The organism is Flavobacterium arundinis, assembly GCF_038289855.1.
Taxonomy (GTDB): Bacteria; Bacteroidota; Bacteroidia; order Flavobacteriales; family Flavobacteriaceae; genus Flavobacterium; species Flavobacterium arundinis.
In genome coordinates, this window is sequence record NZ_JBBYHR010000003.1 from 233,337 (window position 1) to 257,914 (window position 24,578).

At 42.2% G+C, this 24,578-nt stretch carries 28 protein-coding genes; 17 read left to right on the forward strand and 11 right to left on the reverse strand.

Features of this window, described 5'->3' with window-relative positions:
- Nucleotides 1–81: 81 nt before the first annotated feature.
- From AAEO56_RS06705 to AAEO56_RS06760, 12 genes are all read left to right on the forward strand, one after another.
- Nucleotides 82–294: a hypothetical protein gene (locus AAEO56_RS06705; protein WP_341696263.1), complete on the forward strand. Its 213-nt coding sequence runs from the start codon at nucleotides 82–84 to the stop codon at nucleotides 292–294.
- A gap of 47 nt (nucleotides 295–341) precedes the next feature.
- The gene (locus tag AAEO56_RS06710) at nucleotides 342–1,013 is read left to right on the forward strand and encodes a M15 family metallopeptidase (RefSeq protein ID WP_341696264.1); all 672 of its coding nucleotides are present in this window, start codon (nucleotides 342–344) and stop codon (nucleotides 1,011–1,013) included.
- Nucleotides 1,014–1,095: 82 nt separating this feature from the next.
- Complete coding sequence (locus AAEO56_RS06715; RefSeq protein WP_341696265.1) at nucleotides 1,096–1,872, forward strand: 3'-5' exonuclease; 777 nt, start codon at nucleotides 1,096–1,098, stop codon at nucleotides 1,870–1,872.
- Nucleotides 1,873–1,884: 12 nt separating this feature from the next.
- Nucleotides 1,885–2,496, forward strand: coding sequence for a fumarylacetoacetate hydrolase family protein (locus AAEO56_RS06720; RefSeq protein ID WP_341696266.1), 612 nt, complete (start codon nucleotides 1,885–1,887; stop codon nucleotides 2,494–2,496).
- Entirely contained in the window at nucleotides 2,496–2,843 is a 348-nt protein-coding gene (locus tag AAEO56_RS06725) for an Hpt domain-containing protein (protein ID WP_341696267.1), read from the forward strand. Before AAEO56_RS06720 ends, AAEO56_RS06725 begins: the two co-directional genes overlap by 1 nt.
- Entirely contained in the window at nucleotides 2,840–4,087 is a 1,248-nt protein-coding gene (locus tag AAEO56_RS06730; protein WP_341696268.1) for a competence/damage-inducible protein A, read from the forward strand. Before AAEO56_RS06725 ends, AAEO56_RS06730 begins: the two co-directional genes overlap by 4 nt.
- Nucleotides 4,088–4,166: 79 nt before the next feature.
- On the forward strand, nucleotides 4,167–4,403 hold the full coding sequence (gene rpmB / locus AAEO56_RS06735; protein ID WP_054409746.1) for a 50S ribosomal protein L28: 237 nt from the start codon (nucleotides 4,167–4,169) through the stop codon (nucleotides 4,401–4,403).
- 26 nt (nucleotides 4,404–4,429) lie between these two features.
- Entirely contained in the window at nucleotides 4,430–4,612 is a 183-nt protein-coding gene (gene rpmG / locus AAEO56_RS06740) for a 50S ribosomal protein L33 (RefSeq protein ID WP_008253902.1), read from the forward strand.
- Nucleotides 4,613–4,621: 9 nt separating this feature from the next.
- Nucleotides 4,622–4,774 carry a DUF4295 domain-containing protein gene (locus AAEO56_RS06745; protein ID WP_341696269.1) on the forward strand — a complete coding sequence of 51 codons (153 nt, stop codon included), beginning with the start codon at nucleotides 4,622–4,624 and terminating at the stop codon, nucleotides 4,772–4,774.
- 97 nt (nucleotides 4,775–4,871) lie between these two features.
- Nucleotides 4,872–5,825, forward strand: coding sequence for a signal recognition particle-docking protein FtsY (gene ftsY, locus AAEO56_RS06750; RefSeq protein WP_341696270.1), 954 nt, complete (start codon nucleotides 4,872–4,874; stop codon nucleotides 5,823–5,825).
- Nucleotides 5,826–5,863: 38 nt separating this feature from the next.
- A complete protein-coding gene (locus AAEO56_RS06755; RefSeq protein WP_341696271.1) occupies nucleotides 5,864–6,109 on the forward strand; it encodes a hypothetical protein in 246 nt (81 codons plus the stop codon).
- Nucleotides 6,106–7,080 carry a hypothetical protein gene (locus tag AAEO56_RS06760; protein ID WP_341696272.1) on the forward strand — a complete coding sequence of 325 codons (975 nt, stop codon included), beginning with the start codon at nucleotides 6,106–6,108 and terminating at the stop codon, nucleotides 7,078–7,080. The genes AAEO56_RS06755 and AAEO56_RS06760 overlap by 4 nt, the downstream gene beginning before the upstream one ends.
- Nucleotides 7,081–7,389: 309 nt before the next feature.
- On the opposite strand, the gene AAEO56_RS06765 is transcribed toward AAEO56_RS06760, so the two are convergent.
- Nucleotides 7,390–8,466, reverse strand: coding sequence for a serine hydrolase domain-containing protein (locus tag AAEO56_RS06765; RefSeq protein WP_341696273.1), 1,077 nt, complete (start codon nucleotides 8,464–8,466; stop codon nucleotides 7,390–7,392).
- 96 nt (nucleotides 8,467–8,562) lie between these two features.
- Between AAEO56_RS06765 and AAEO56_RS06770 the strand changes: the two genes are divergently transcribed.
- Nucleotides 8,563–8,979 carry a lipocalin family protein gene (locus tag AAEO56_RS06770; RefSeq protein WP_341696274.1) on the forward strand — a complete coding sequence of 139 codons (417 nt, stop codon included), beginning with the start codon at nucleotides 8,563–8,565 and terminating at the stop codon, nucleotides 8,977–8,979.
- Entirely contained in the window at nucleotides 8,979–9,275 is a 297-nt protein-coding gene (locus tag AAEO56_RS06775; protein WP_341696275.1) for a DUF721 domain-containing protein, read from the forward strand. The genes AAEO56_RS06770 and AAEO56_RS06775 overlap by 1 nt, the downstream gene beginning before the upstream one ends.
- Nucleotides 9,276–9,331: 56 nt before the next feature.
- On the opposite strand, the gene AAEO56_RS06780 is transcribed toward AAEO56_RS06775, so the two are convergent.
- The 6 genes from AAEO56_RS06780 to AAEO56_RS06800 form a co-directional block, all read right to left on the reverse strand.
- Nucleotides 9,332–9,751, reverse strand: a complete 420-nt coding sequence (locus tag AAEO56_RS06780) for a nucleoside-diphosphate kinase (protein ID WP_341696276.1) — start codon at nucleotides 9,749–9,751, stop codon at nucleotides 9,332–9,334.
- A gap of 57 nt (nucleotides 9,752–9,808) precedes the next feature.
- On the reverse strand, nucleotides 9,809–10,096 hold the full coding sequence (locus AAEO56_RS19285) for a type II toxin-antitoxin system RelE/ParE family toxin (RefSeq protein WP_407934956.1): 288 nt from the start codon (nucleotides 10,094–10,096) through the stop codon (nucleotides 9,809–9,811).
- Nucleotides 10,086–10,316: a hypothetical protein gene (locus AAEO56_RS06785; protein WP_341696277.1), complete on the reverse strand. Its 231-nt coding sequence runs from the start codon at nucleotides 10,314–10,316 to the stop codon at nucleotides 10,086–10,088. The genes AAEO56_RS19285 and AAEO56_RS06785 overlap by 11 nt, the downstream gene beginning before the upstream one ends.
- Nucleotides 10,317–10,351: 35 nt before the next feature.
- Nucleotides 10,352–11,941, reverse strand: coding sequence for a bacillithiol biosynthesis cysteine-adding enzyme BshC (bshC, locus tag AAEO56_RS06790; protein WP_341696278.1), 1,590 nt, complete (start codon nucleotides 11,939–11,941; stop codon nucleotides 10,352–10,354).
- Nucleotides 11,942–11,987: 46 nt separating this feature from the next.
- Nucleotides 11,988–12,647: a hypothetical protein gene (locus AAEO56_RS06795; protein WP_341696279.1), complete on the reverse strand. Its 660-nt coding sequence runs from the start codon at nucleotides 12,645–12,647 to the stop codon at nucleotides 11,988–11,990.
- Nucleotides 12,648–12,763: 116 nt separating this feature from the next.
- Complete coding sequence (locus AAEO56_RS06800) at nucleotides 12,764–16,051, reverse strand: T9SS type B sorting domain-containing protein (RefSeq protein WP_341696280.1); 3,288 nt, start codon at nucleotides 16,049–16,051, stop codon at nucleotides 12,764–12,766.
- An 81-nt stretch (nucleotides 16,052–16,132) separates the two neighbouring features.
- On the opposite strand from AAEO56_RS06800, the gene AAEO56_RS06805 reads away from it, so the two are divergent.
- Nucleotides 16,133–18,337, forward strand: coding sequence for a B12-binding domain-containing radical SAM protein (locus AAEO56_RS06805; protein WP_341696281.1), 2,205 nt, complete (start codon nucleotides 16,133–16,135; stop codon nucleotides 18,335–18,337).
- 2 nt (nucleotides 18,338–18,339) lie between these two features.
- Here AAEO56_RS06805 and AAEO56_RS06810 read toward each other — a convergent pair whose 3' ends face one another.
- A complete protein-coding gene (locus AAEO56_RS06810; protein ID WP_341696282.1) occupies nucleotides 18,340–18,732 on the reverse strand; it encodes a hypothetical protein in 393 nt (130 codons plus the stop codon).
- Between the two features lie 62 nt (nucleotides 18,733–18,794).
- A complete protein-coding gene (rimO, locus tag AAEO56_RS06815; protein ID WP_341696283.1) occupies nucleotides 18,795–20,126 on the reverse strand; it encodes a 30S ribosomal protein S12 methylthiotransferase RimO in 1,332 nt (443 codons plus the stop codon).
- A gap of 439 nt (nucleotides 20,127–20,565) precedes the next feature.
- On the opposite strand from rimO, the gene AAEO56_RS19290 reads away from it, so the two are divergent.
- Nucleotides 20,566–20,994, forward strand: coding sequence for a transposase (locus AAEO56_RS19290; RefSeq protein WP_407934957.1), 429 nt, complete (start codon nucleotides 20,566–20,568; stop codon nucleotides 20,992–20,994).
- Entirely contained in the window at nucleotides 20,888–21,808 is a 921-nt protein-coding gene (locus tag AAEO56_RS06825; protein WP_341696284.1) for an IS3 family transposase, read from the forward strand. Before AAEO56_RS19290 ends, AAEO56_RS06825 begins: the two co-directional genes overlap by 107 nt.
- A gap of 44 nt (nucleotides 21,809–21,852) precedes the next feature.
- Here the strand turns inward: AAEO56_RS06825 and AAEO56_RS06830 are convergent, their stop codons facing one another.
- Together AAEO56_RS06830 and AAEO56_RS06835 are read right to left on the reverse strand one after the other, a co-directional pair.
- Complete coding sequence (locus AAEO56_RS06830) at nucleotides 21,853–23,376, reverse strand: OmpP1/FadL family transporter (protein WP_341696285.1); 1,524 nt, start codon at nucleotides 23,374–23,376, stop codon at nucleotides 21,853–21,855.
- A 71-nt stretch (nucleotides 23,377–23,447) separates the two neighbouring features.
- Entirely contained in the window at nucleotides 23,448–24,557 is a 1,110-nt protein-coding gene (locus AAEO56_RS06835) for a hypothetical protein (RefSeq protein ID WP_341696286.1), read from the reverse strand.
- Nucleotides 24,558–24,578: the final 21 nt, after the last annotated feature.

Below are 24,578 nucleotides of genomic sequence, written 5' to 3' on the forward strand. Positions count from 1 at the left end.
TTCAAATCTCCGGCCTTTTTGTTGTTAATCAATAAACTACGGTAATATTACTTTATATTTGTAAAGCGATAAGTATTTAATATGATTGAAAAGCTACTCCTGCTTATAATAATTATGCTCTTCACATCTTTTACCAGTGATAAGGATGTGTACATCTGCCAAAGCAAGAATGCAAAACGCTATCATTTTACTAAAGACTGCAAAGGCCTCTCGAATTGCAAAGCGGAGATAGGGAAAGTAACTTTATCCGAAGCCGAAAAACAAGGGAAGACCGTATGTGGCTATGAAGATTAAGAATCATCCCAATTCCCTATCTTTGTGTTTCGCCAAAAATTAGCTACATGAAAATCATTAAAGGCATATTGTTTTTAGCGCTTACAGTAGTATTATGCTCGGCAGTTTCTATCAAGCCCCGGAGCATAAAATTCTATGGACAAAACAATATCGCTTCAACAGGCCTCGATTCAGTGAATCCGGTTTGGGCTGAGGTCGATTTTGAGGCATCCGGTATGATTAACCGCATGGCTTATGCCGATACGGCCAATTTCATGCATACTAAAATATATCCCTGTGCCCGTTGCTTTCTCCGTCCCGAAGTAGCTGAAGCACTCGACAAAGCGAACGAAATTGCTAAGGATAAAAACCTCAGGTTGGTAGTGTACGACTGTTATCGTCCGTATAGTTTCCAGAAAACAATGTATGACATTGTAAATGACCCGCAATATGTGGCGCCGCCCGGCAAAGGGTCCAACCACAATCGTGGCGCTGCAATTGACATTACCCTGGCTGATGAAGATGGCAACCTGCTGGATATGGGCGGGATGTTTGACGATTTTTCCAAAATATCGCATTATGACAATGAGGGTGTTTCAAAGATCGGGAAAAAGAACAGGAAGCAACTCCGCAACATAATGATGAAAGCAGGTTTTACACCGCTTTCGAGTGAGTGGTGGCACTTTGACTACCGCAAGAAACGCTATGCCAACGCCGGTTTTAAATGGGATTGTCCGTAACCTTTATTTTAACGAAGAAAAAAAGCAGGATAATCCCTGATTATAATTTTGTCCCGTATCTTTGTTTTCATAAATTTTGTATATGGAACTTAAACTGCACAGGCCGATTTGCTTTTTTGACCTGGAAACCACCGGTACCGACATTTGCAAGGACCGCATCGTAGAAATATCAATACTGAAGGTATATCCCAACGGAAACAAGGAAAGCCGCACGTGGCTGGTAAACCCGGAAAGGCCTATACCGCCGCAAACCATCGCTTTTCATGGCATAACCGATGAGAAAGTGGCTAATGAGCCTACCTTTAAAGAACTGGCACACCAGATACATGCTCTAATTAAAGATTCCGACCTTGGAGGGTACAACTCTGACAGGTTTGATATTCCGTTATTGGCAGAAGAGCTGCTCAGGGCCGGGCTTGACTTCGATATGAAGAACAGGGTTTCGGTAGACGTGCAGACGATATTCCATAAAAAGGAAGAGCGTACGCTAAGCGCTGCTTACAAATTTTATTGTGGCCAAATACTTGAAAATGCGCACAGTGCAGAAGCGGACACCAATGCTACATACGAAATACTAAAATCGCAGCTGGACCGCTATCCGGATCTTGAAAATGATGTAAAATTACTGTCGGAATATACCACCCGTAAAATAAATGTCGATTTTGCAGGCTTTATCGCGAAGGATAAAGATGGCGAGGAAATTTTTACCTTCGGTAAGCACAAAGGCGCCAAGGTTGAGAAGGTGCTGGAGCAGGAACCGGGCTATTATGGCTGGATCCAGAATGCCGATTTTCCACTCTATACTAAAAAAGTCTTAACGGCGATCAAACTCCGGAAATTAAATAATAAATTGGCTTAAATTCAGCAGGATATGAAGATCATCTGTATTGGCAGGAATTATGCCAAACACATTGAGGAACTCGAAAATGAAAGGCCGGAAGAACCGGTTATTTTCCTTAAGCCTGATACGGCTGTTGTACAAAAGCAGTTTCCTTTTGTAATCCCGGAATTTAGCAACGACGTACACCACGAGGTTGAGGTTTTGGTAAAGATCAATAAAGTAGGCAAATATATCGATGCAAAATTTGCCCATAAATATTATGACGAAATAGGCCTTGGTATTGACTTTACAGCCCGTGACGTACAGGCAAAACTGAAGGAGAAAGGTCTGCCGTGGGAAAAGGCAAAAGCATTCGACGGGTCGGCCGTGATAGGGGATTTCGTATCGAAATCGGAACTGGGCACATTGGATAACATCAATTTTGAGCTGACCAATAATGGTGCTGTAGTGCAACAGGGAAATACGCAGCACATGCTTTGGAAGATAGATGAGTTAATTGCTTATATTTCGCAATACTTCACGCTGCGCACGGGTGATGTCATCTTTACCGGAACACCGGAAGGGGTTGCGAAAGTAAGCCGTGAAGATGTTTTGGAGGGCTTTTTGGAAGGCAGGAAATTATTTAAAGTACAGGTAAAATAATGGCACTGAACTACAATTTATCAAAGGTTTATGCGATTTCTGACAACGACCTGGAATTTGCCAGGCAAATCGTTGTGCTGTTTACCGAAGAAGTCCCGGTTGAAATAAAAAATATAAAAAAAGGCTTTGAGAGCAAGGATTATGAAAGGGTGTACCATGCCGCCCATAAGATAAAGCCAACGCTTGACCTGTTAGGCATGGACCTGGCGTATGAAGATGTGACAGCTATTGAAAACTGGAGCAGGGCGCAAGGCAAAAGGAGGGAGATCAAAGAAGTTGTGGAGAGCCTGAAAGAGCTTGTGGGCCTTACCTTAAAAGAAATAAAAAAAGACTACGAACTATTATGAAAGCAGCAATAGTTACTGTTGGCGATGAGATACTTATAGGGCAGATTACCGATACCAATTCCGGATTTATAGCAAAAGCGCTCGATAAAATCGGTATTGGCGTATATGAAATGTTGTCTATAAGTGATGACAGGCTGCACATACTCAGTACACTTGCTTTTTTACAGAACCGTGTGGATGTGGTTATCATTACCGGCGGACTTGGCCCTACAAAGGACGATATCACGAAAACTACCCTATGCGAATACTTTGACGACCACCTGGTGCGAAACGGGATGGTAGAAGCCCATGTGGTGGATTTGTTTGAAAAGGTGATAGGGAGGGAGGCATCGCAGGTAAATAAAGACCAGGCACTTGTGCCTTCAAAAAGTACTGTGCTTCATAATGCTGTAGGGACCGCTCCCGGCATGTGGATGGAAAAAGGCAACACTGTATTCGTCTCGCTGCCCGGTGTGCCTTATGAAATGAAATACCTTGTTGAGAATGAAGTTGTACCGCGCCTTGTAACACAATTTGAGCGGCCGTATATAATCCATAAAACACTGCTGACATACGGGCAGGGCGAGAGCCATATTGCTGAGCGTATTGAAGACTGGGAAAACAACCTTCCCGAATTTATTAAGCTGGCCTACCTTCCGCACCCGGGCCGCGTAAGGCTCAGGCTGAGCGCCCGCGGCGTAGATGAAGCGATGCTGAGGGATCGTATTGCTTTGGAGACCGAAAAGCTGCGTGGACTGATAGGTGATATAATAGTGGGCTATGACGAGGGCGATACCATAGAAGTCGTTCTGGGAAGGCTCCTTGCCGAAAAGGGTAAAACTATAGCTACAGCCGAAAGTTGTACGGGCGGCAGGATAGCACAGCTGCTAACGTCTGTAGCAGGCGCCTCAGCGTATTTTAAAGGAAGCGCGGTAACCTATTCGGCTTCTTCAAAAGTTACGGTACTGGGAGTCCCGCAGGAGCTTATTGATAAATATTCTGTGGTGAGTGCCGAGGTTGCCGAAGCTATGGCCACTGGTGCACAAAAAATATTTGGTACTGATTTTGCCATTGCCACAACCGGAAATGCAGGTCCTTCAAAAGGGGATGCAGATGCCGAAGTAGGGACTGTTTATATCGCTTTTGCTACGCCGCAAGGGATTTACAGCGAAAAATATGATTTGGGGCAGCCTCGCGAAAAAGTTATCGAAAGAGCTGCAAATAAAGGGCTTGAAAAGATTTATCAGGAAATTTTAAAAAACTGATTGATTGTGTTTGGTTAATACTTTTATTTTTTGTTTCTTTGCACCCTGATTTTGAATAACGATATAAAAGCGAGAAATAATGTCAAGAGTTTGTGCCCTTACAGGTAAAAAAGCGATGGTAGGAAATAATGTTTCCCACGCTATGAATAAAACTAAAAGGAAATTTAGTGTAAACTTAGTGAAGAAGCGTTTTTATCTTCCTGAAGAAGACAGGTGGATAACTCTTAGGGTAGCTGCTTCTACTATCAAAACAATTAATAAAAATGGTATTGCTGCAGTTTTGAAAGAAGCTAAAGCTAACGGATTTATTAAATAATCCTTACCTTATAAATATATAGCAAGATGGCAAAGAAAGGCAACAGAATCCAGGTAATTTTAGAATGTACTGAACACAAGACTTCTGGTGTTCCGGGTACTTCAAGGTATATTACTACCAAAAACAAAAAGAACACTCCGGACAGGCTTGAGATCAAAAAATTCAACCCTATCCTTAAACGTGTGACTGTACATAAAGAAATTAAATAATAAAGAGTCATGGCAAAGAAAACCGTAGCATCGTTACAGACATCTTCAAAGAGGTTAACTAAAGCAATCAAAATGGTAAGATCTCCTAAAACAGGCGCTTATACTTTCGTTGAAAGCGTTATGGCTCCTGAAGAAGTGGATACATTTCTTAAGAAGAAATAATATCCCTTACAATATATAGAAAAGCTACTTTCAGTTAAAGAAAGTAGCTTTTTTATTTTCTATATTTACCGCGGAAAAAAACTGACTATTTGCAATTATGAATTTTTTTAAAAAAATATTTTCCTCCGAAAAGAAGGAAACATTAGATAAAGGCCTCGAAAAAACGAAAACTACTTTCTTTTCCAAGCTTTCTAAAGCTATTGCAGGAAAATCAAGGGTTGATGACGAAGTGCTCGATAACCTTGAGGAAATACTCGTTTCATCGGACGTGGGCGTAAATACTACCCTTAAGATCATAGGACGCATTGAGGAACGTGTTTCGCGCGATAAATACATGGGTACAGAAGAACTAAACCGGATATTGCGGGAGGAGATTGCAGCCCTGCTTTCGGAAACCAATTCCGGCGAAGCAACCGAATTTGACATCCCTGCCAATAAAAAACCATACGTATTGATGGTGGTTGGCGTGAACGGCGTTGGTAAAACAACTACCATAGGAAAGTTGGCCTACCAGCTAAAAAAATCAGGATACAGCGTAGTATTAGGCGCAGCAGACACCTTTAGGGCAGCGGCAATAGACCAGCTCCAGATTTGGGCCGACAGGGTAGGTGTGCCTATTGTGAGGCAGCAAATGGGCAGCGACCCGGCATCTGTGGCCTTTGATACTTTGCAAAGCGCCGTAAGCCAGAATGCCGATGTGGTTATCATAGATACGGCCGGACGTTTGCACAACAAAGTAAACCTGATGAATGAGCTTACCAAAGTAAAGCGTGTAATGCAGAAGGTTGTGGAAGATGCCCCGCATGATGTATTGCTGGTGCTTGACGGCTCTACCGGGCAGAATGCTTTCGAACAGGCCAAACAATTTACAGCAGCGACAGAAGTGACCTCGCTTGCGGTAACCAAACTTGATGGCACTGCAAAAGGAGGAGTGGTCATAGGTATATCCGACCAGTTCCAGATACCTGTAAAATACATAGGTGTTGGAGAAGGTATAGAAGACCTACAGGTTTTCAATAAATATGAATTTGTGGATTCTTTCTTTAAATAATACCAATCTTCCCGTAACCAATAAACCAAATCATACTGATGAAATTTTTTACCTTACTTACAGCCTTATTTATAGGGCTGAATGCTTTTGCGCAGGATCAGCAGGGCTATTATATAGATAATGGCGGCAAGAAAACCGAGGGGTACTATAAGACAACCGATTTTTATAATGAAAACTCGTTGGAATTTACCAATTCACCAGGAGGGCGTATACAAAGCTTGATCCTTCGAAAATCAACGAGTATGGGATTTCAGGTCAATTTAAATTCAGGAAATATGAAGTGAAAATAGACATGTCACCTTCCAATGTCAAGAGGCTTAGCGGTGATAAAGAGCCGCATTGGGTGCTTAAAACCGTTTTTTTAAACATTTTGGTTGAAGGCGCTTCCACTTTATATTCCTATAGACAAAGTGATGGGATTAAATATTTTTATTCGGTAAATAATAAGAAAGATTATCCAGAACAGCTTGTTTACAAAAAATATAAGCAAACGGAATCGACAATTGCAGAAAATAAACAGTTCAGGCAACAGCTATTCAATAATATAAACTGCGAAAATAAAGGTATTGAAGAATTTACCAATATAAATTATTCTGAAGATACATTTGTAAAATTGTTTAAAAGCAATAATACATGTGCAGGTTCTGAAAGTGTTGAATATACTAATGATACAGCAAAAAAAATTAAAACGGTTTATACAGTGTATGCAGGTCTGGGCAATATGAGTTTTGGTATAAAAGGCAGTACACTTGAGTCAGGGAAAACCAACGACCTGAATTATAGTGCCGGGGCGGAGATTGCCTTCAGGATGCCTTCAGACAAATGGGAGTTTTTCTTTCGTGGCGAATATGAAAAAATGTCGTCTGATATAACATATAAATTCAACAATACCACCAGCAGGTTAAGGACAAGATACAAACTTGATTCGTCAAACATTAATTTTTACTTAGGGCCACGCTATAACTTAATTATTAATGCTGCCAATAAAATATTCATAGACGGCGCTTTCGGGATGAACTTTCCTTTCGGAAATATTGAAAATTCAACATTCCTTTTTGGCGATCCTCCAAATAGCACGTCTGATATTGAGATCAAAACCTCATTTTTTGCGAATTTTGGTGTCGGATATGTATTTAATGATAAATATGGCATTTGCGTGAGGTATGAGACTAATAGGAATATGTTCACGAATAGTCCAACAGCTGATATAACACAAATAAGCAGGGTTATGCTTAATCTTAGATATTCGTTTTAATGAAGGACAGGAAGATAATAGCAATTGTAATCCTTGCTATAAGCTTTTTGCAGATGACTATAGTTGCAGTACGCTATTTTCAATCCGCAGCCAATTTAAGTAATCCTTTAATTCCGGAATCCCTTTTAACAGGGATCCGGAATTTTAGTATTGCAATGGTCGTAATCTATGCTTTTGTGGTTTTTTTGAATGTTTTTTACCTGCTTACTAGAAAACTGTTTTGGCCTGTAGTTATTCTTTCAATGCTGATTTTGTGCAGCGCGGCATATTTCAACTTTGATATTCACGATTATTTTATATCGAATGCGGTTAATTAATAACTGCACTTATCTTCTCCCATAAATCCTCATCAAATCCTGACAGCGCCCAGTTCGCTTCGTCGGCGGCATCGCCCATTCGGATAATGACCATCTTTTTGGAAGGGATCACATAAATTTTCTGGTCGTTTTTACCTAAGGCCATAAACATGTCCGAAGGGCCGGTAGGTATGAGCTCTCCATCGAATTGAAACTGCGTTTGCGGCATGTGATAGCTTTCCTTACCATTGAGCCACCACAGGTAACCATAGGATTTATTGATGCCCTGCGAAGGAGTTGTCATCGCATTGAAATATGCGGTATTGATGACCTGCTGGCTTTTCCATTTACCATTGTTCAGTGCGAGCAAACCAAAACGGGCCATGCTGCGGGTAGTACTCCAATATACGCTAAGGTCGTCACCGCTTTCCAGCCATGTGCCGTTCATTCCTATCGGTGTTTTTAATTTGGCATTAAAATAATTTTCCCACGTCTGCCCTGTAGCCTCAGCAATAACATCCTGAAGTTTCACATACACATTATGATAAGCCCACCTGGTGCCTGCATCGGCCTTGTATTGAAGGTTGGCAGGCGAAACATCATCGCCATTGGCATCATCCAGCCCGGAGGTCATGGTAAGCAGGTGGCGGTTGGTTATCAGGTTTTCTTTGGCTAACGGTTCGCTTGTCCAGCCTATACCGAGATAGTCAGAAACTTTATCATTGATGTTAAGAAACCCCTCCTGCTCTGCAATGCCGGTCATGGTTGCCGTTAATGTTTTCCCTGCACTTGCCCAGTACCATGGCGTTGTAGCAGTATGTCCGTTGAAATATTCCTCCATTACAATGCGCCCATTGACCAATATCATAAAAGAGCGGCTGTGCTTTTCTTCGAGGAAATCCAGCAAGGGCTGTACCGCAGCTTCATTCCATTCCATTGTGGAAATATCTTTAGTTTCCCAAACGTCAGAATTGTTATCAGGAAAGTACATAGCTTCATTGTCAGGATTTTCCTGTGGTGTCTCGCTGTCAGAGGAGCTGCATGCTGCAAAAAAGCATACCGGGATTACTAGTGACCAGATCTTTTTCATGTCAGTTTTTTCTGTAAGACTTTAAAAGTATGAAATAGTTTAATATGTTTCTAAATGATGAGCCAAATATTGAGTAATTTTACGCTTCAATTTATAATGATGAAACAAATCGTATTACTGCTGGTTTTCCTTTCGGCCATTTCGTGTGGAAAGGTAACTGATGACAGCTTAAAAAAACTGACCGGCTATTGGGAAATTGAGAAAGTCATTATGCCCGATGGCAGTACAAAAGATTATGGTGTAAACCCAACGATCGATTATTTTGAATTGAAAGGGAAAGAGGGGATCCGTAAAAAAGTGATGCCGCAATTTGACGGTACCTACCTTACAAATGATGTTTCTGAAAAAATAAGTATCACCGAAAAAGAGGGTAAGACATTTATAGTTTACGCAACCGAATTTGCTAAATGGCAGGAGGAGATAGTAACACTGGACGATGACGAGCTGGTGTTGAAGAATGACCACAAAATGGAATACCATTATAAAAAACCGGAACCTTTTACTGTAAAATAATGGCAAAGCGACTCAATGGGGAGAATTCTATAGGTGATGTGCTGAAGGAATTTATGAATGTGAACAGGCTACAGCCGGGCATGGATAAAATAGACGTGCGTGAGGCCTGGAAGAACCTTATGGGTACTGGCGTGAATAATTATACCCGTGAAATAATGCTAAAGGGGACGACGCTGTATGTAGAGCTGACTTCCGCTGTGCTGCGCGAGGAATTAAGCTACGGAAAGGAAAAGATCGTCAGGATGATCAATGAGGAGCTCAAGCGCGAAGTAGTGAAAACCGTTGTATTACGATAAAAAAATGCCGCTTTTTACAGCGGCATTTTTAGTATAGTGTGTTTGTTTGTCCTGTATTAGAACTGCTCCCTGCCTGCAAAATGGAAAGCGCTTTCGATAGCTGCATTCTCATCGCTGTCAGAACCGTGAACCGCATTCTCGCCCACAGATTTTGCATATTTTTTACGGATAGTGCCTTCGGCAGCATCAGCAGGATTTGTAGAACCAATTAACGTCCTGAAATCTTCAACAGCATTTTCTTTTTCAAGGATAGCCGCAACAATAGGCCCCCTTGTCATGAATTCTACCAACTCACCATAAAAAGGCCTTGCACTGTGAACAGCGTAAAATGCCTGTGCATCAGCAGTTGTAAGTTGTGTAAGCTTTAAAGATACGATCCTGAAGCCTGCTTCAGTAATCATTGATAAAATACCACCGATGTGTCCGTTCTCAACACCATCCGGCTTAATCATTGTAAATGTCCTGTTAGTAGCCATAGTCTTTTTTAAATTTGGTGCAAAAATAGTAGTTTTTACATCAAATCCATATTATTTCTAGGGTTTCTTTCGGGGATTTTGCGAAGTGTGGAAAACTGCTGCTATCAATACAGTCTCCTCTATAATTTCGTAAATTATTATATACGGAAATACCGATAATTTTAATTCTCTCAAATTATTCGATTTTAAACGGAATAAGTAAGGGTCTAAGAGAATGTATTTAGTTGCATTCTTAAATTCAATAAAGAATCGTGAGCCAAGGCCGGGTTGTTGTAATTCGTAGTAGTAAAAAGCTTCGTCAATATGTATTTGGGCAGCCCTGGAAATTATCTCTTTAAAACCCATATTTCTTTTTCATGTGAGCTTCGAAATCCTCAAGTGACATTCCCGTTGATGGATCCCTAAGGTATTCTTCCTTACTTTCTCTAACGATCGCTAACTGTTCATCGGTTAGTGAAATTCTCTCACTGCCTGAAAGAATCTGGCTTATCCTGTCCAGTATTTCCGGATCCTCGACCTTATCAATGGCAATTTTCAGGCGCTCTTTTTCTTTTGTAATATTCATGGCGTATAGTTTATAGTATAAATATACAAATATTTTTAAAGTACGACCACATTAAACTCCTGCTCCAGAGGCTTTAAGTGACTGAATAAATCAGGAAGCAGCCTGCCGTCAAACTCAAGGTAGAATTCTGAAAAGTTGGCTTTCCGCTCCTGAAGGCTCCTGCCCGGAAAAAGCTCATTCTGCAAAAGCGTTATTCGCTCCAGTTCGTCAGTATGCCTGCGTTTTTCAGCTTTCAGTAAACGTTTTTCAAGGTTTTCAAGGCCTTTCACTTGTTTCAGCTCCTGTGCCTTTACGGCGCCGGTAAACGATGCGTCGGTTTTAGCTGCTATTTCTGAAAGTTTTTCGAATTGCTTTTTCAGGAATTCTTTTTGACTTGAAAAATCCAGTTGGAATTCAGAGAAGCCCTGCACCTTGCGGTTTAGCAAATCCTGTTGTTTAGAGAACATATCAGCCCAGGTAAGGCCAAGCTTATCAAGTTTATCAGCCTGCTTTTGGGTAGCCAACAATACAGAGTTACGTAACAGCAGTATAGGGAACGTTACGTTTGATACCTCAAAGAAAGACTTCAGTTCCAGCCAATAAGCGATCTCGCCGCCGCCGCCAATGTAGCACAGGTTGGGCAGTATCACTTCCTGGTAGAGCGGCCGCATAATAACATTCGGGCTGAATTTTTCAGGGTTGCTTTCCAATACGTTGAGGAATTCTGTTTCGGTGAATTGCAGTTCGGTGTTGTTGATGTAATAAACACCATCTTTTAAAATGATGCGCTCACGAAGATTGTCCTCTATATAGAAGAGGTTGATCTCCCGTGGGTTGACCTGGATATTATAATCGCTTAGATGTTCAGCCGTTTCCGCTACCTTATGATGGGAAACCTGGCTGGTCAATTCTTCTTTTACATGCGGAATAAAAAGGCTTTTCAGTTCCGGCCTGTCCGCATCGATTATTACCAATCCTTCCTGTCCGAAAATGGCATTTGCCAAATATCGTGTGGCATCTGCAAGATTATCATGCTCTAAATACGCTTTTTTGAATAGCGACTTCAGCCATTCCGCATTATTGCCCGGACCTAATTCCTTACTGAAAACCTCAAGCACAGCATCAAGCCCTTCGGTGGAAAGCCTTCCTACAGGCCCTGCGCTTTCACGCGGCCATTTTATTTTTTTATTTCGGAAATTAAAGTAGTTGATCTCCTCAAAGTCATGGTCTTCAGTAGCCATCCAGTACACTGGCACGAAGTTATACTGCGGGTAAGCGGCTTTCAACTCCTTTGATAAGTTGATGGTCGAAACTATTTTATAGAGAAAATATAATGGGCCGGTAAACAAGTTAAGCTGGTGGCCGGTGGTTATGGTAAAGGTGTTTTCTTTATTTAACAGCTGTATGTTTTGCAATGTATCTTTCGATGCATCAACTTCTTCATATTGCTTCAGTAAAGAATTTACGAGTACGCTACGGGAACCATGGCTGTAATTTGCCTGCTTTTCCTCCAGCTGTAATTTAAAATTCTCAAGGGTAGGGAAGCGTTTGTACAGCGGCTTCAGGGTTTCTTTTTGGTTAAGGTAATCAACGATAAGCGGGGTAAAATATCCTGAGTCCTGGAAGCTGATACAGTCTGATGGCATTGTAATTTGTTTTGTGTAAAATTACGGAAAAAAGGGATAGGCATTGCTATTCGTCAGTTTCAATAAATGCTGACTTTAAATTGTTATAATCTTCAATTTCAGGATCAGTAATAATATCTTCAAAATCTGATTGGAAATTTATAAAATATTCCAATGCTTTTTCATTTCCGGATAATCCTGCTACTAGTAGCGAGCTATATAAATGTTCAAAATTCTTCTTCTTTTTGCTTTTTAATGCAGCCTCATGTTCCTTTAAAACTACCTCAATTTCAGCTTGATTATATTTTCTAATGGATAGTTTTTTGTAATTACTAACAACTTTCCCGTTGTCAATGTAGATTGTAGTAATACTTTTATTCACTACTTCAAATTTTCTCTTTTGACCGACAGGTAATTTTACAGTTTCAATGATTGACAGTGTATCCTGATTGAATATCGCCTTACAATAGAGATTTCCCCAAACTCTAATCCTGTTTTCATTTTGGCAATTTTCAAGGGCAAAGTCTTTGAAATAATAATTTTTATATGGCTTATAAGGAGAATACCTGATTGCCGGGCAAATTCTTAATTTTTCCCCATTGCTAAAATTAAAAGTGTCCATAGCAGGATCTTTAAATACTTCCTTTTGATATTCAGTACATTCGCAATTTTGGGAATAACCAAAAGCAGTAATGATAATTGTTATTAAGATGAAAAGCTTTTTCATGTTTAATTTTGAATATGTGTAAATATACCCAAAATCCCTTCACTCCTCACTCCTGAAAAACATGTTCTACTTTAATGCCGATTCTCAAAAGGGAATTGGGTCGTTTGCTGTATAAATTAGCGCATCAGAGAGAAGTGGCCCCTGTATTCTTTGCCATCACTGCGGGTAGCAACAAACCAATAGTCATCGGCAGGTAAAGGTTGGTTATTATATGTTCCATCCCATCCAATACTATGGTAATTTAACTTTGTAAGAGTTTTACCGAACCGGTCAAAAATCACAATATCTACCCTGCTTCCAAAAAACGCATAGTCAAGGTTCCAAAGATCATTTTTCCCGTCTCCGTTAGGGGAAAAATATCTGGGATAATCAAGCAAAACGATCTGCTGTTTGTCCAGGCCGCAGTTGTTGCGCACATATACAATATAAATTCCGGGCTCAAGACCTGTAAAGATATTGCCCGACTGAAAATTTATCCCGTCTATAGAAAATTCAATTCCATCGCCTGTCGCATATACTGCCACCTGATTATTGGCAGCACTCCAGTCTTTAATATCAATAGATATTATCTCAGGAGAAGGTAATTGGTTGACAATGAAATTTTTGGTGGTTACGCACAAAGCATCTCCATAATGCTTAATTCCTTTTACCCAATAATTTCCTGGCTGCGTTACAGTTATTGACCCGGAAATACCCCCTGCCGACCATTCATAGCTGTCGAAAGAACCACTTGCTGTCACGGTAACACCTCCGGATCCGCAAAGGAAATATTCCTCGTCAGTCACCAAATCCAGATGAGGGTTTAGGTTGATCTTTAATTCGGCAACCTTATAACATCCGCCCGGCAACATTATCCTTACATAAATTGTGGTTTGTCCTGTAGCAACAGTGAAGTTTTTGAAATCTGAGATCTCATCTGTATTGATCTCGTTTTGTGCACCTGTAAGGGATGTATAATAGGAAATGTCATAATCCGAAGGATTAGTCACTAAATTTTCATCGTATATAGACAAATCGATAATCATTGAGCCTTCGTCAGCATCATCGCAAAGAAAAGCAACATAATCTGATGCAGTAAATCCGGAATTGTTCATTACTACGTTTACCATGGTCCTTACTGCACTTTCACATCCGTCAACAGTTTGTGATGCATAATAAGGCATATTGCCCAGCAATGTTCCCACAGGCAGCAAATTGCCACCTGTAGGTGCATCATACCATTGTATATTTTGCCCTGATACGGTTAGATCGGAAATATTTGGTGTAATACTTGAGCAAAAGTTTTGGGTTGCAGTTGCTGTAGGAGCTGGTGTGTTTGTAAGGTTAACCGTTATTGGGATACGTACGTCACTTTCGCAGCCATTTAATGTTTGTGTACAATAATAAACCTGATTGTTGTTTAATAGTGTTGGGGCCGAAAACAGGTTGCCGCCCGTTAATTGATCGTATACTTTTATGTCTGTTCCTGTAATAGCCAGATTTGCTACTGTCGCATTCTGCTGGCTGCAGAATGTTTGCGGTGATGTAGCTGTTACAGAAGGTGTTGAAACAAGGCTTACAATAACAGGTGTCCTCGGGCTTTCACAGCCGTTAACAGTTTGCGAAGCATAATACGCCTGTCCATTAACTAATGCCGTTGTAGGGGCAAGTAAATTTCCTGCGACGGCACTGTCATACCATTTTATATCAGCTCCGGTAGCTGTCAGGTTACTTATAATAGAATTTTGGGATGAGCAAAACTGCTGGTTCAATGCAGATGGTGCAGTGGGAGTGGTAGTAAGGTGTGCCGTCACTGCAAGCCTTTGTGCAATACTGGCGCAATTTTGGATACGCGCGGCATAATAAGTATTTCCGTCAAGCAATGTTTCATTTGCATTTAACGGCGCGGTAGATGTTTCACTATTGTACCAGGCAATTGTGTCTGAATTTGGCAACAAGGCAGATATTGTCGCTCCGGATGTGCCGCAAAAATATTGGTTAGCCTGTCCATCCGGGGCATTCGTGTTACACTGTCCAAGTTTTAAGATATAGCCATCACTTGCTATTATACCGTTATATTCAGAAAGAAGCCACAATTCTTCGGGACCAGGGTCAAAATCAACTCCCTCTACATAGCCTCCTCCCAGATAAACATACCCGTTGCTGGTCTCAATGTCAGTTATCAGTATAGATGTGCCGTCACCAAATTTATAGGCATTTTCGAAGGACCGGTCAGGATTTAATTGTATGACCATGGCATCCTGTTCAGTAGTTGAAGAAAGTATAAACTCCCCTTCTCCCGGATCCATGTCAAGATCACCTGCAAAGTAACCTGTGAAATAGTAATTATTATCCACGTCAACTTCAATATCCGTTACATAGGGTTGCTGCCATACAGAGTAGTAAGGTTTTACATCAATATATTCCCCTTCTGCCGAAAGCCATAAAAAATACATATTGACAGACACATTATCAGGAGTGATCAAATGTTGGGCATCAGATGGGTCTACATCTATAACTTCATTTTGAAATGTCGATCCTATTATGATCTGGCCATCCGGAGCAATAGTAAAAGTTAATGGCATTTGCTTCGAAAGGCTCTTTGACCAAATGATACCACAATCTGCCTGATTAATCTTGTATAATATCTGGCCATAATCGTAGCCCGTTTCTTCAGCATTCATTTGTTGCGTAGCTACAAGTAAGTTAAGATCTCCGTCCGGTCGCACTTTTATCTTATGTGCGCCGTCAAAACTGGGATTGTCTAAAAATTCCTTCGCCCATACTATTTCCCCGGCAGCGTTTAATTTTAAAGCATAATTTCCGAAGCCGGTAGTTTGCAGTGTAAATTCTGGGTTGCTATTATCAAGTGTTACGGTATTATAAAAATATCCTGTCACATAAATGTTTGCATCAGCATCAACATCAAATGAATGCGACAATATATTGCTATTAGGGGCATTATTAAGGTTTTTAATATTACGGCTCATTAGTTCATTGCCATTACTGTCAAATTTTTTGATTGTATTGGTAGATGTTGTTGAGTTCCACGTCATCATAAGCGTGTAAATATCCCCATTTGGATCTATAGTTATACCTTCTGCAGAATTGGAACTATTTAAGGTAGTGGTGAGTCCTTTTCCCCATAAAAAATTTCCACTGGGGTCGAGTTTGACTATGAAAATATCACTATATCCGGTCCATTGTACTCCTGGGTGGACCAGGTTAAACACTCCTGGTCCCGGATCAAGGTCGGTTGTCCCGGCATAAGTTTCGCCTATTACATAACTGTTACCTTCGTTATCAATAGCAATTCCTTTTATCCGTTGCAGTTCGCTTTGTCCAAAGTGCTGAGCCCATTCCAATTGCTGAGCAAATGAAATATTGCAGATCATTAATAGTAACAAGATCCTGAGGAAATTCATTTCTTAAAATTTTGTGAACAAACATACAAATTATTATAGTTCATAAATATGCTTTACTTTTACATTCCTGAAAATTAAAATTTGAACACCAAAGCCTTTTTAATAACGCCGCCTTTCACACAGCTCAATACGCCCTACCCGGCGACCGCCTACCTGAAGGGTTTCCTCAATACCAAAGGTATCCCGTCCTTTCAGGCCGACCTGGGTATTGAAGTTATTTTAAAGCTGTTCTCGAAGCAGGGCCTAACTGATTTATTCGAACAAATCGGAGAGCTGACAACCGGCAACCAACAACTGACAACCAACTCCGAACGCATCCTTGCTTTAAAAAACGACTACCTCAAAACCATAGACCCCGTGATGCTGTTCCTGCAAGGGAAGAACCCCACGCTGGCACACCTCATTTGCAGCGAGGATTTCCTGCCGGAAGCTTCACGCTTTGCACAGCTGGAGGAACTGGACTGGGCATTTGGCTCGATGGGGACACAGGATAAGGCCAAGCATTTTGCCACTCTGTACCTTGAAGATATTTCCGACCTGATCGTAGAGTGCATCGACCCGCATTTTGGCTTTAGCCGCTATGCCGAAAGGCTCGGGCGTTCTGCTAACTCCTTCGACGAATTATACGAAAGCCTGCAGCAGCCTTATACTTACATTGACCGAATATTGATCGGACTGCTGCATGAAAGGATGCTGGACCTCAACCCACAGCTGGTGTGTTTTTCGGTGCCGTTTCCGGGTAATCTCTATGCGGCGTTCAGGAGCGCACAATTCATAAAGCAGCATTTTCAGGGTGCAAAGGTCGCAATGGGCGGTGGTTTCCCGAATACGGAACTACGTTCACTTTCGGATATACGTGTTATGGAGTTCTTCGACTTCATTACGCTTGACGATGGCGAATCGCCCATAGAATGCCTTATAGAACATATCGATGGCAAAAGGGATATCAGCCAGTTGAAGCGCACTTTTGCTTTGGTTGGGGGCCAGGTTAAATACATCGACAACTCGGGATACAGGGATTATAAGCAGTCGGATGTGGGTACGCCGGATTATTCGGACTTGCTTTTAGATAATTATATTTCGGTCATCGAGATCGTGAACCCTATGCACCGTATGTGGAGCGATGGGCGTTGGAACAAGCTTACCATGGCCCACGGCTGCTATTGGGGCAAGTGTACATTCTGCGATATATCACTTGACTATATAAAAATATACGAGCCTGTTGCGGCAAAATTGCTTGTGGACAGGATGGAAGAGCTGATCGCTCAAACGGGCCAGAACGGATTCCACTTTGTCGATGAGGCCGCGCCACCGGCATTGATGCGGGAAGTGGCGTTGGAGATCGTGCGGCGCAACCTCGCCGTGACCTGGTGGACGAATATCCGTTTTGAAAAAAGCTTTACAGCCGACCTGTGCCGTCTATTGAAAACTTCGGGATGTATCGCTGTGTCCGGTGGGTTGGAAGTAGCATCCGACAGGCTTTTGGAACTGATACAAAAAGGCGTAACCGTAGCACAGGTGGCCCGTGTTACCCGTAATTTTACCGAAGCAGGCATTATGGTGCATGCCTACCTGATGTATGGCTTTCCAACCCAAAGTGCACAGGAAACTATCGACTCGCTCGAAATGGTGCGCCAGATGTTCGAAACAGGGATATTGCAGTCCGGGTTTTGGCACCAATTCGCTATGACCGCCCACAGCCCCGTGGGTATGTACCCCGAAAAATTCAGTGTGGTGAAAGAAAGCGACATTGTAGGGAGTTTTGCCAATAACGACATCGTGCATATTGATAACAGCGGTGCCAACCACGATAAGTTCAGCTTTGGACTAAAAAAGTCACTGTTCAATTATATGCATGGCATTTGCTTTGACTATCCGTTGCAGCACTGGTTTGAATTTAAAGTGCCGCGTACAAAAGTCCCTGATGATTACATCTATAATGTATTACAGGAAGAAGATAGTTTGAATATAAAGCCGACCGCCAAATTAGTTTGGACAGGGGGGAAGCCATCCGTTGCTTATTTTACCAAAAACAAAAAAGGGCAGTCGTTTGAAATGGCAGGTTTGACATTCCACGATAAAAAAGAAAGCTTTTCCATACAGGTCTCAAAAGAAAACGCAGAATGGTTAAAGGAGTTCCTTGAAAAAGCAGCGTCGCAAAATAATGCTGTGATGACTTTCGCCCAGGCAAAGCAAAGTTATGAAGCCGATATGGAAGATTTTGAATTGTTTTGGTACAGCAAACCCGTGAATACCCTACGGGGATTTGGGCTATTAGTTTTATAACATCAGAATTTCTTGGACTCCTCCATTTTGGTATAAATTTCTGCCTGGTCCTTTGATAATAAAGGCAGTACCTGCTTGTAGATCCTGTTCGATATATCTACTGCCATATCCCTTCTTTGATCTGCCGTGATACCGGTTATTGTATTAAGCTCTGTAATATGGTCACGTTCCTGCTCAAGGATATCCCTTATTGCTGCGGCCTGAAATGCATCCAGCTTAAGTGTTTGGGTCAGGTAATCTACAGACCGTTCTACGAAATCCATTTTCTTTTTATCTTTTTTAACTTTAGCCGGCTTATACTGTTCGCGGCCTATGCTGCGGTCAACCTGTGCTGAGGCCGAAAAAGACATGAAAAATATAAACAGCAGGACGATGTACGATGCCTTGAATTTCATTGTAAAAAAGTATTTATCAAACTTAATAAAAAAAGCTAAAGTATACCTTTAGCTTTCAAATATTATGCCTCAATTTTTATATCGGCCGGAATACCGTAGAGATCGAACTCTGTGGCATCGGTAATTGTTATGTTTACGAACTCTCCTGTTTTAAGGTAAGCAAGGGATGCATCGATCAGCACCTCATTGTCCACATCCGGGCTGTCAAATTCTGTCCTGCCTATAAAGTGGCTGCCTTCTTTCCTGTCAATGATACAACGGAAGGTCTGGCCTATCTTCTCCTGGTTCAGTTCCCATGATATCTGCGATTGCAGTTCCATGATCTCATTGGCACGGTTCTGCTTTACATCGGCAGGTACATCGTCTTCCAAAAGGTAAGCATGAGTATTCTCTTCGTGCGAATAGGCAAAACAGCCCAAACGCTCAAAACGCATTTCCTCAACCCAGTTCTTCAATATTTGGAAATCTTCTTCCGTTTCACCGGGATATCCTACAATAAGCGTCGTGCGTATCGCCATTCCGGGAACGGCCTGCCTGAATTCCTTAAGCAGTTTGGTTGTTTTTTCCTGGGTAGTACCACGGCGCATCGACTTCAGTATTTTGTCGCTGATGTGCTGTAACGGAATATCCAGGTAGTTACAAATTTTCGGCTCTCGGTTCATCAGTTCCAGCACATCCATCGGAAAACCGGAAGGGAATGCATAGTGCAGCCTTATCCATTCAATGCCTTCTACCTTCACAAGGTTTTCAAGCAGTTCGGCAAGGTTACGTTTTTTATACAGGTCAAGTCCGTAATAAGTAAGGTCCTGCGCAATAAGTATTAATTCTTTAACGCCATTTCGCGCAAGGCCTTCGGCTTCTTTAACCAATTTCTCAATCGGCTGCGATACGTGTTTGCCCCTCATTAAAGGGATGGCACAAAAGCTGCACGGTCGGTCGCATCCTTCAGCAATTTTCAGGTATGCATAGTTTTTCGGGGTAGTGGTAAGGCGTTCGCCAAGCAATTCATGCTTATAGTCGGCTCCAAGTGCTTTCAGTAGTCCCGGCAATTCGGTAGTCCCGAAATACTGGTCCACATTCGGTATCTCTTTAATAAGGTCCGGCTTGTAACGCTCGGACAAACATCCGGTAACGAAAACCTTATCTACAATGCCCTGTTCTTTTTTGTCAACATAGTTCAGTATCATGTTAACCGACTCTTCTTTTGCATTGTCAATGAACCCGCAGGTATTTATCACGATGATGTTCCCTTCCTCATGCGCGGGTGCTTCGTGGGTCACGTCTTTTCCGCTGGCGCGCAGCTGACCCATCAGCACTTCGCTGTCGTACACATTCTTGGAGCATCCAAGCGTGATTACATTGATCTTATTCTTCTTTAACGATTTGGTCCTCATGTAGTTGAAAATTGGAGTGCAAAATTAAGCATTTTATTCATAGTATACCGTTTTAAATGGTAAAGTTTACGGTTACAGTTTGCTAAAAACGTGCCTTACTAAGATATGTCTTGCAGTCTAAAAATCTAACTGTCTTTTTTATAGCGTGCCGGATCCGTGCCTCCGCCGTCGGGCCATTGCTTCGCCAGTTCGGCTTTCAGCCTTGGGTCGCTGTATCCCCGCAGAAAAAGCGGGGGATGCCGCTTCTGTCCCTCACGCCAACCACACTCATGCCGCATACTCTGTAAACCGAAAATTTGATGAATACCGTTCTGGCTCCCTCTCCTTGGGAGAGGGCGGGGGGTGAGGCCCATAAAAAAGCCATCTTTACAAAAAAGATGGCTTTTCAAAATATAGCAATGTATAGTCCTGAAATGAGTTGACACAAAAGTCGACTTATATGAAAAACAGTGATGGTAAGAGTCATTTAAAGCGGACTCAAAAAGATTACAGCTTAGCATTTAAATTACAGGTTGTAGATGAGATAGAAAAAGGCCACCTTACTTATAAAGAATCCCAAAAGAAATATGGGATTCAAGGCAGGAGCACCGTTTTGGTTTGGTTACGAAAACATGGTATCTTAGATTGGAAATCTAAATCTCCTATGAAATCAAAACAACCGCCTAAAACAGTAATCTCTCAATTGGAAGCAAAGATCAAAAGGCTTGAAGCTGAGAAAGAAATCCTTAACCGTGTAATTGATATAGCAGACAGCACTATGAATGCGGAGATCAGAAAAAAGCATTTACCTCTGTGCAAGAAGCTTCCAAGGCGCAGAGGGAAGATCCGGGCACTCCATCAAATTAGTAGCAGAGACCCTTGGCTATAGTCGTCAGTACTTCTATAAACAGCAAAAGGACATGGCTGTAAAGGATAATATTAAAGCCCAGGTTAAATTGCTTGTCGAAAAGCAAAGGAAGCTACTACCAAGATTAGGAACACGGAAGCTATATTATTTAATAGCTGAAGAATTAGGGCAGCTATGTATAAAATTTGGCAGGGATAAATTATTTGCCCTACTTAATGAATATGACCTGCTAATAAAGCCTAAGCGGCGTTATACACAAACAACAATGAGCAGGCACTACCTTAGGAAATGGCCTAATATAGCTAAGGGCCTCGAGGTTAAAGAACCTGACCAGCTTTGGGTAAGTGATATTACATACATCAAAACAGAAGAAGGGAACTGTTATCTTAATATGGTAACAGATGCTTACAGCAGAAAAATAGTAGGATATGCTATTGATGCAACTATGGAAACTACAAGTATGATCAATGCTTTAAAAATGGCCACAAGGCAAAAAGTAAATGCAAAAGCTGAAACTATACACCACTCGGACAGAGGTTTACAGTATTGTAGCAGGGAGTACGTAAACCTGACAGCCAAAAACAATATAAAGCTTAGTATGACTGAGAATTCAGACCCTTATGAAAATGCTTTGGCAGAGAGAATGAATAGGACTATTAAAGAGGAATTTGGCATTAACAGGAAACTTAAAACTAAGGATCAGGCCATACAATTAGTTAAGGAAAGTATATATTTGTATAACACTAAAAGGCCTCATTTATCTTTAAAAATGAGAACACCTGAACAGGTATATAAAAATGAAAATCCCGACTACATAGTGCAATCGGGAAATTAATATTAATCTGTCAACCTATTTTAGGACGATTCACAAGATGAAAACTATAAGTCTATTGTATACGATAGTGTGATATTGTTGTTAGTTGAGGTTACCCTTGCCGCATCGGTAAACCCTGCGGTAAGCAACGGTGAATCCATTTTACGCTGGTACCAGGAATAAGCAAGGTCGAGCCTCGATCCAGGGAAAGAATAGCCAAGGCCTCCGGTATATCCGGTAAGGGCGCCAATCGTACTTCCGTTTTTATAAGGGCTTTCCATATAACGGTAACCGCCCCTCAGGCTGAACTTTTTAATGCGGTACTCTGCACCTATGCGAAGCTCGCCGGCCATCGTAAGCGTGTTGGTAAGCTCTGTATTGATAGCCTGGTAGCGGGCATTCCTATATTCAGTTTTACTGTAATCCTTCAGGGAATAATCGACGCTCAGGAGGCCGTTTTTGCCAAATACATAAGCAAGGCTCCCTGTCCATTTCGATGGCGTTTTGATAGTATAATTGTCAAAAACAAAGGTTATTCCCGGATTCGTAGTAAACGTATCTTCGTTGCTATTAGCATCACATTCAGGGCAAAAGGAGGAAATGCTTTGTGTTATTTCGTCCTGCAGCCTGTACCATGTAGGCGATTCATAAGCTATACCTGCTCTTAGCTCTTCGGTAATCTTTACGATTCCTCCCACATTGAAAGAGATTCCCCCGCCATACGTATACCGCTCGTTATTGAAGCGTACCGCCTGTAAGCCCGTTGTCGACGGATTGCCTGTATCTTCATAAAAGCTTGTGGTTTTTACGTAGTCGGTAAAATGGAAATTAATATTACCACCCAGGTAAAACCTTTGTTTGAGCTGTGTGGCAAAGTTAAGCGCCATCTTTCCGTTATAACCCCTTGTGGATAAGGAGTTTTTTTGGAAATAATTTCCGTTGGCAGGAATGTTGCTGGTATATTGCGTGTTGCTTCCGTCCTGCGTTACAGGGTCGAAAATATAGGCATTGTAGCCCAGGTAAGCCTGCTGGTCAATGAAGCTCAGTTCGTCATAATAAGCATTTTTCAGCGTGTTGAGGGTGATTCCGCCTTCATTGCCGATGCCATTTGCATAGCGCAAAAAATACGAATCAATAGAGTTGGTAGGATTATTGCCCTGTGCATCGATCTTGTTGTAATAGCTATTGGTATTCTCGTAATTGAAACCCAATGTAAACTTATTCATAAAAGCTCCTTCGGCAGTATTGCTGAAAACAAATACCGCACCCACCTGGTTCAGGTCAAAAGCATTGTTGTTTTTGGTGGTTTTGGTGCCAAAGTAATCAGCGCTGTTACTTGTGTTATAGCTTGAAGCCGAAGCCGTACCGGTATTATAATTGAAAACAGCCGAGCCCGCCGGATTAACCCCTATCGCCGATATATCGCCACCCACAGCACCAAAGGCCCCGCTCATCGCTCTGAAACGTGCCGTGCCGGTTAAATTATCTGAGGAATAGCGCACTGCGTCGGCAGCAGTATTAAGATCCTGTTGGGCATACGTTGCCACTACTGCAAAAAGTGCTGCAGCAGAAAATATGATTCTTTTCATGATTTTTCATTGTATTAAGATACCCCATGTTGATTTACTGTAACGTAAATAAACATGGGGTTTATTTTGTATTAGCCTCTGCGTCCGCCGCCGCCGCCGCGTGAGCCACCGCCACCGCCGCCACCGCCGGATCTTCCGCCGCCAAAGCTGCCCCCTCCGCTGCTTCTGGACGGAGTGCTGAAGTTTCCGCTGCTCCTTGTTGGTGCAGAAGTGCTTCTTGAAGGGGAGTAAGTACTCCTTGATGGAGTGTAGGTATTGCCGTTGTTTCTTGAAGAATTGCTGTAAGAGCTGCTTCGTCCGCCGTTAGACTGTACGTCGCCTCTTGACCTTACGACGCCATTATTGCCACGGGAGCTGTTGCTGTTGGTAAACCTTGGGCTCCTCCCTGCTGTCGCACTGCCTCTTGAAGAAGAGTAAGCCGACCTGCCGTTGTTGATGCTGGTAGTGCTTCTCCTGCCTTGTGCATACCTTCCGTTTACTCCGGCATTACGCCCTCCGAGATAGTATCCTGTAGACCTGTTATAGCCATAGTTATTGTTGTTGTAATGGTGGTAGTAGCCATTTCCGTAGCCGTAGCCTCCATAGCCCCAGCCACCATAGTAACCACCCCAGCCACCGTAACCGAGTCCCCAGCCGCCCCAGCCATAGCCAAGTCCCCAGCCTGAACCATACCAGCCGCCGCCCCAGCCCCAGCCAAGGCCCCAACCGCCGTAGTATCCTCCATAATAAGGATAGCCCCAGCCACCGTAACCGCCCCAACCATAGCCGCCGTAGCCATAACCATTGCCGCCGTATACATTTACGGTAACGTTATTTGGGTCTTCGCCCCAGCCGGCATTAGCGTTATAGGATTGTGCAACGGCAACCGTATCATTGTCATAAGAGCTGTAGCCCTCGACATCGGTAACAACCGGGTATTCGTCCTGGAGGGAATTAAAGTAGGTAGAGTAGCCATTACTGTTCTGTCCGGTAACAGCGCCATCTTTATATTGGCTCACGTTGCCGTCGTTGTAGGTATAAACCGGTTCGTTCTTGTCGTTGCGCGGCACATTGCCATATATACCGTCGTTATCGGTAGAAGAAACGCTATTATAGGAGCTGCATGACGTTGCCGCCATACCGAGGATTCCCAATATGGAGTAGAGGGAGATGGACCTTAAGGTGATGTAATCAGTTTTCATATCTCTGCATTTTTTTTATTG